4 protein-coding genes and 1 pseudogene are annotated in these 6,285 nt (G+C 62.9%); 3 read left to right on the plus strand and 2 right to left on the minus strand.

The annotated features are described in order from the left end of the window. The coding region (locus VFE81_RS26185; protein WP_325047363.1) for a precorrin-3B C(17)-methyltransferase at positions 1-609 on the plus strand (609 nt) is incomplete at its 5' end. Positions 610-652: 43 nt separating this feature from the next. Here VFE81_RS26185 and VFE81_RS26190 read toward each other — a convergent pair. Together VFE81_RS26190 and VFE81_RS26195 are read right to left on the minus strand one after the other, a co-directional pair. Further along, complete coding sequence (locus VFE81_RS26190) at positions 653-3,277, minus strand: AAA family ATPase (protein WP_325047364.1); 2,625 nt, start codon at positions 3,275-3,277, stop codon at positions 653-655. Beyond that, positions 3,274-4,416: a DNA repair exonuclease gene (locus VFE81_RS26195; RefSeq protein WP_325047365.1), complete on the minus strand. Its 1,143-nt coding sequence runs from the start codon at positions 4,414-4,416 to the stop codon at positions 3,274-3,276. Before VFE81_RS26195 ends, VFE81_RS26190 begins: the two co-directional genes overlap by 4 nt. Positions 4,417-4,606: 190 nt before the next feature. On the opposite strand from VFE81_RS26195, the gene VFE81_RS26200 reads away from it, so the two are divergent. After that, positions 4,607-5,887 carry a DUF445 domain-containing protein gene (locus VFE81_RS26200; RefSeq protein WP_325047366.1) on the plus strand — a complete coding sequence of 427 codons (1,281 nt, stop codon included), beginning with the start codon at positions 4,607-4,609 and terminating at the stop codon, positions 5,885-5,887. A 136-nt stretch (positions 5,888-6,023) separates the two neighbouring features. Next, positions 6,024-6,285 (plus strand): annotated as a pseudogene (locus tag VFE81_RS26205) (AI-2E family transporter); the annotation flags it as partial.

The raw sequence follows: 6,285 nt of genomic DNA on the forward strand, positions 1-6,285 counted from the left end.
ACGGACAATCGCGAAGAAATGCAGCGCGCACGTCATGCGTTCGAACTCGCCAGCACAGGACGATCAGTGGTGATGGTGTCGTCGGGCGACCCCGGCGTGTTTGCGATGGCGGCTGCCGTACTTGAAGCGCTGGAAGAAGGAGGTTCGACGAACGCCGACTGGCGCGCGGTTCAACTCGCTATCGTGCCGGGCGTGTCGGCGGCCATGGCGACCGCGGCGCAAGCCGGCGCGCCGCTGGGCCATGACTTCTGCATGCTGTCGTTATCCGACAATCTGAAACCGTGGAGCATCATCGAAAAGCGTCTCAGGCACGCGGCCGAAGCGGATCTGGTGATGGCGTTCTACAACCCGATCTCTCGCGCACGGCCCTGGCAGTTAGATAAAGCGTTGGACATCGTGCGTGAACACCGCGCCGCAGCCACGAAGGTGGTGCTCGGACGCGACATCGGCAGGCCGGGCAGCACGCTGCGTACGATCACGCTCGGCGAACTGCGCTCGTCCGATGTCGATATGCGGACGATGGTGATCGTGGGGTCGTCGACGACGCGGGCGTTTGCTAATGGCGTCGACGGTGGTGAATGGGTTTATACGCCGCGGTGGTATGAGTGAGCACTTTGCTCGCTCTGCTCACTTTCGATGCGTCGCAAGCTCGTTAGGCCGCGACCTTCAAATCTTCAATCGCCCGCTGCTTCACGCCCAGATCGTCCCACAGCTCCGGATGGCACGTGAACACCAGAATCTGGTGCCGCGTGGCCGCGTCGATCAATGCGCGCTTGATCGCATCGCGCCGCGTCGCATCGGTATGCACGGCGGCATCGTCGAGCATCAGCAAGGTCGGCCGGCCTGACGCCTTCAAAAGATCCGCATACGCCAGCCGCGTCAGAATACCCAACTGCTCCCGCGTGCCGAAGCTCAACGCGTCGAGCGTCTCCGCACGCCCATAACGGTCCAGCGTCGCGGGACTCAGATCGTCGCCGAGTGCAATCGTCGACTGCGGGAAAATCCGCTTCAGGTAGTGCCCAAGCCGCTCGGTCAACGGTGCACGCAATTGCGCCACGGCCGCATCGCGTTCGTCGACGAGCACTTCGTCGAGCAGGCTCAACGCACTCGCCCGCAAGCTGAGTTCGTCCTTGCGACGCGTGGCCTGTTCGACTGAAGCGTTCACTGTCGCGAGACGTTCCCCGAGCCCGGACGCCCCAACCGTCTCAAGCTGGCTGCGCAATTGCGCGATCCGTAGTTGCCGTTCGTGCTGCTCGTTGCGCGCAAGCTCCGCGGACGCGCGATAGCGTTTCGCTTCAGCCACCGGATCGTCGAGACGCGCCGCGCCCAGTTCGCGCTCTCTTCCTTCGCGCTGCTTCTTCAGCGCCTCGACCTGCACACGCTGTTCGACGATTTTCGTTTGCCACTGCGCACGGTTGCGGCAAAACGCTTCGTCGGCCAGTTGCGCTTCCTTGCGTTGCAACTGGGCGGCGAGCGATTCTGTCGTCGCCGTTGCGGTGGATCTTTTTTCCGCGGCCTGCGTCAGCACTTTTCTGGCGGCTTCAAGCGCGTCACGCGCAATATCGGCGTTGCGGCGAGCCTCGTCGAGCGGTGGCGCGTTGGACACATCCGGCAAGATCGCCAGCCGCTCATTCGATGCTTGCAACCGTGCAGCGGCCGAAGCCAACGCAGCACGCAGCGCGTCGATTCCCTGCGGTGCATGCACCTCAAGGATCTTCGCCTGGCTTTTCTGCTGCGCGACCAGCGCTTTCCACTGCTCGTGTCGCCCCTCTGCCTCGTTCAGCGACGCCACGCCGAGCGCCTGCAACAACTGCGCATGCCGGGCTTCGAGCGATGCGAGCTCAGACAACTGCGCTGGCAGATCGGAAACGCCCGGAATCACACGCAATTCGCCGAGCTCGCCAAGACCGATCAGCTTCTCCTCGTCGAGCCGCAGCATACCCTCGCCGCTTACCTTTGTATCGCCGACGGTGATCGCGCCATTCAACCGGTATTCGATACGGGTCATCGCCGCTTCGGTGCGCGCGCGCAGCACGGACAACTCGGCATCGAGCGTTTGAAGCCGCTTCAGTTGCGCGCCGTCGATTTCGACCGCCGCCGCGGCACGCGTCGCTTCCAGCACGGCCTCGTTTGCCTTGCCGGCGGCCGCGATAGCGGCTTCAAGCCGCTCGCTCTCGGTGCTATGCAGCGCAATCTGGCTACGCAGGTCGCCCGCGGTCACCGCGGCGTTCGCCAGTTCGAGCACGCGGCTCGCATCGGCGTACGCCTGGTCGAATTGCGCCACGCTTGCCTGAGCCTGCGCATGCTCGTTCTGAACCACCGACACGTTGGCCCGCGCGGCGTCGAGTTGCTGCCGCTCGCGTGCAACGGCCGTTTCCAGTTCGTTCGCAGCCTGTTCCTGCTGCAAGGACAGCGCCAGTTCGGCCTCGCTCAATTGCAGCGATTGCGAGAGCCCCTGAAGACTGCGCTCGAGTTCCGCCGCGGTATCGGCGCGCGTTTGCGCCTGCGCGGCTTTCTGTTCATGAAGCTCCCAGGGGCGCTTACGCTGCGCATCGTCGAAGGCTTCCTGCTGCGTGGCCAGACGCACGATGTTCTCGTCGAACTGCTGGCGCTGCTGTTCGAGATCGACGCGTTCAACGATCAGCGCCGCCAGCGCCTGTTCAGCCTCGGCCAGCGGCCCGGTGGACTTCTGTGTCCGTGCAGTGAGTAATTGCCGAAGCTCGCGCTGCACCGCCGAAATCAGCGCATCCTCACCAGCGGATTCGTTGCCGCCCGAGAGTTGCGAAAGCGCATCGCGCAGATACTGCGCCGCGTGCCCGGTGGAATCGCGCACCTCATGCGTGCCGCCTTGTTGCACCCACAACAAACCGGGAACGCCGGCGTTTTCCGCCTTCAGCGGCCCACGCGCGGCACGCGAAAATCCGAGCAACGCGGCGAGTTTGTCTTCCGCTTCGTCCTCGCCGAACACGGTCTGACCGATCTTCAGTTCGCAGCGCTGCCGTGTGACGAACTGCTTCGAGAGGCTGCATGCAGTGCCGTCCATATCGAACGTCACTTCAACCGATGGCTGGCCGCTCGCCTTACCCCACGGCAACAAATCTTTCAGATGCGAAGCCTTGTAGCGTTCGAGGAACACCGCTCGCACGGCTTCGGCGATCGTGCTCTTGCCGGCCTCGTTCGGGCCGGTGAAGAGATTGAGTCCCGGTTGCAGATCGTCGATCACGAGCCGTCCGGTGAACTGCTTGAACTCCTGAATCGCGATACTTTCCAGCTTCATGCGGACCTCGCTTCGCGCGGCAGTTCACGTTGAAAACGCGCCAGAAGCAACAACGCCTCGGCCGCGCGCCTGACCTGCTGCGGGTCGGACTGCGGATCCTCCTGCAGGCCACGCAATCGCGCCACCACCTTCGCCAGGTAGCCGCTCTGCGCGCCGAGCTCCGCGAGGTCGTCGGCGGTGGGTAGCACCTGCAGGCCGCTCAGATCGACGCGTAACGCACGCACCCGCGCGCGGGTCTCTTCCACCGCGACGTGAATCGCTTCGGCCTCCGCCAGCGCGGTCGTGCCGCTTACAGTGACCCGCAGCACGTCGTGACTGCCTAACGCGCCAAGGCGCATCTTGAGGGAATCCACATCGGTCGGCACCGAGATCGTCTCTTCCCAGCGATGCCATTGATATTTACCGACCCGCACCGCTTCAACTGCCGGCACGGCGCCTGGCTCGGTCAGCGTGACGTCGAGCATGAAACCCGGATCGTTGCCGCGGAAGCGGTCCTGCTCGTGCGTGCCGGCATACCAGATGCGCTCGTCGACGCGCAAATGACCATGCCAGTCGCCGAGCGCGAGATAGTCCAGCCGTGCGCTCGCGGCACGCGTCGGCGCGATCGGGTTCGACGAGTCGATGCCCTCCTGCAGAATCCCGCTCACGCTGCCATGCGCGAGTCCGACGCGGTGATAGCCGCTCGGCGTCTCCGTCGTGTCGAAGAAGCCAGTCGTGTCGTCGTAGGTGATACGTTGTGTGAGCGGTGCGCAGAGCAAAGCGCACTTGCAGGCGTCGAGCGTCACCACGCCGGGTTCGAGCACCACTCGCACGTTCGGCGCAATGCAGTTCAGGCGCTGCGCACGGGTCCACACACTCTCGACCAGCGCGGCATCGTGATTGCCCGGCAGCATGATCCACGGCTCGGAAAACGCTTGCAGCGCACCGAACAAACGGCGGATCACCGTGTCCGATACGGTCTGCAGATCGAATACGTCACCGGCAACCAGCACGGCGTCGACCTTGCGCGCCGCCGCTTCCTCGGCGATCCGGCGCACGGTGTCGAAGCGCGCTTCCGCGAGATGCGCCGCCTCATCCGGTTCGAACTGGCCGAATTGCGTGCCTATCTGCCAATCCGCGGTGTGCAGAAACCTGATCACTGTGCCTCCATTCCGTTCAATTGTGTCGCCTCGCAGTCTAACCGCAGATGTTACCGCGCCTGCGGTCTAAAGAATGTCCCAAACCGGTGTCACACAGCCGGAACAGCAGCGCTACACTCGCGTTTCTGGACGAGCGCGCCAATCGCGCCGCACTATTCCAATCGAATCGAACCCCGCTGCCCTTCTGCCGATGAACAAAGAAACCGAACTGAAAAAGGCCAAGCGCACGCCGTTACTGCTGCTGGCGGCCGCTGCCTGCGTTTTCCTCGTGACCGCTTTCATGCCGCGCGGCATCTGGGTGGACGGCATCAAGGCGGTGGCTGAAGCCGCCATGGTCGGCGCGCTGGCCGACTGGTTCGCCGTGGTCGCGCTGTTTCGCCGTGTGCCGATTCCAATCGTCTCCGCGCACACCGCGATCATTCCGAAGAACAAGCACAAGATCGCGGACAACCTCGCGGTGTTCGTGCAGGACAAGTTTCTGGACGTACAGTCGCTGGTCGGCCTGATCCAGAGACACGACCCGGCGCAAAGCATCACCGGCTGGCTGACGAAGCCGGCCAATACCGCGCGTCTGGGCGACTACGTGGTCAAACTGACGGGCGGCATTCTCGAATTGACCGACGACGTGCGCATCCAGGTCTTCATCAAGGACGCGTTGCGCGACGTGCTCGCCAAAGTCGATCTATCGCAATCGATGGGCGCAATTCTCGACACGCTCACCAAAGACGGCCGTCACCAGGAACTGCTCGACGCCGGCATCGAACAGGTCGTGGCGCTGCTGCGCGAACCGCAGGCGCGCGAGTTTATCGCTGAACGTATCGTCGAGTGGGTGAAGAGCGAATATCCCAAGATGGAGATGATCCTGCCGTCGGCGTGGCTCGGCGAAAAAGGCGCAGATGCGATCGCCAACGCGGTGAACCGGATGCTCGAGCAGATCAGCGAGAACCCCACCCATCAGCTTCGTCAGAAATTCGACGACGCGGCGCAGAAACTGATCGTCAAACTCAAGAGCGATCCGGCGTTCCTGAAAAAAGGCGACGAACTGAAGCGTTATCTGGTTGAAGGCGAAGCGCTGAGCACGTATGTGAAGGATATGTGGGGCGAATTACGCGCATGGCTTAAACGCGATCTGCAAGACAGCGATTCGGCCCTGCACGCCAGAGTGATGGCGATGGGCCAATGGGTAGGCCGCGAACTGGCGCACGACCCCGCGCTGCGTCAATCGCTGAACGATCACCTGGAAGAAGCGGCGCGCGCCATGGCGCCGGATTTCGCTCAGTTCCTCACGCGCCACATCAGCGATACCGTGAAGAACTGGGACGCGCGCGACATGTCGCGGCAAATCGAGCTGAACATTGGTAAGGATTTGCAATACATCCGCATCAACGGAACGATTGTGGGCGGCTTTATCGGCTTGCTGCTCTATGCAAGTTCGCAGCTGTTCGCGCTGTTGCGTTTGCACATGGGCTAAGGGATAAGTCCTCCGCGAGTCAAAGCGCCTACAATTCGGGCATATGAATTGCTCACGCGCTTTTACCTGACTGCTGCCGCCCCATTCGCGCGCCCTCAATAAAAGCGACTGCGCCACAACATCGAGAAGTGTGCTCATGAAAATATCGTTACCGCCGCGCGGGACGCCGAACCGCGTCTACCCGCCAGGCACCCCCAGTCTGCATGGCCTGGCTTCGATCATCACCGGCGTCGTGGTGGTGTGCGCGCTTTACTTCGGCCGCGAGGTGTTGATCCCCATCACGCTCTCCGTGCTGCTCAGCTTTCTGCTCGCCCCGCTGGTGCAGGCGTTGCGGCGGTTGCACATGGGTCAACTGCCGTCAATCTTTATCGCCGTGCTGTTCGCCCTCGCCGCCTTGC

The organism is Paraburkholderia sp. (assembly GCF_035656215.1).
Lineage (GTDB): Bacteria > Pseudomonadota > Gammaproteobacteria > Burkholderiales > Burkholderiaceae > Paraburkholderia.

Coding starts and splice junctions, on each gene's coding strand:
- VFE81_RS26190 (WP_325047364.1), bottom strand. CDS start 3,277: ATGAAGCTGGAAAGTATCGCGATTCAGGAGTTCAAGCAGTTCACCGGA.
- VFE81_RS26200 (WP_325047366.1), top strand. CDS start 4,607: ATGAACAAAGAAACCGAACTGAAAAAGGCCAAGCGCACGCCGTTACTG.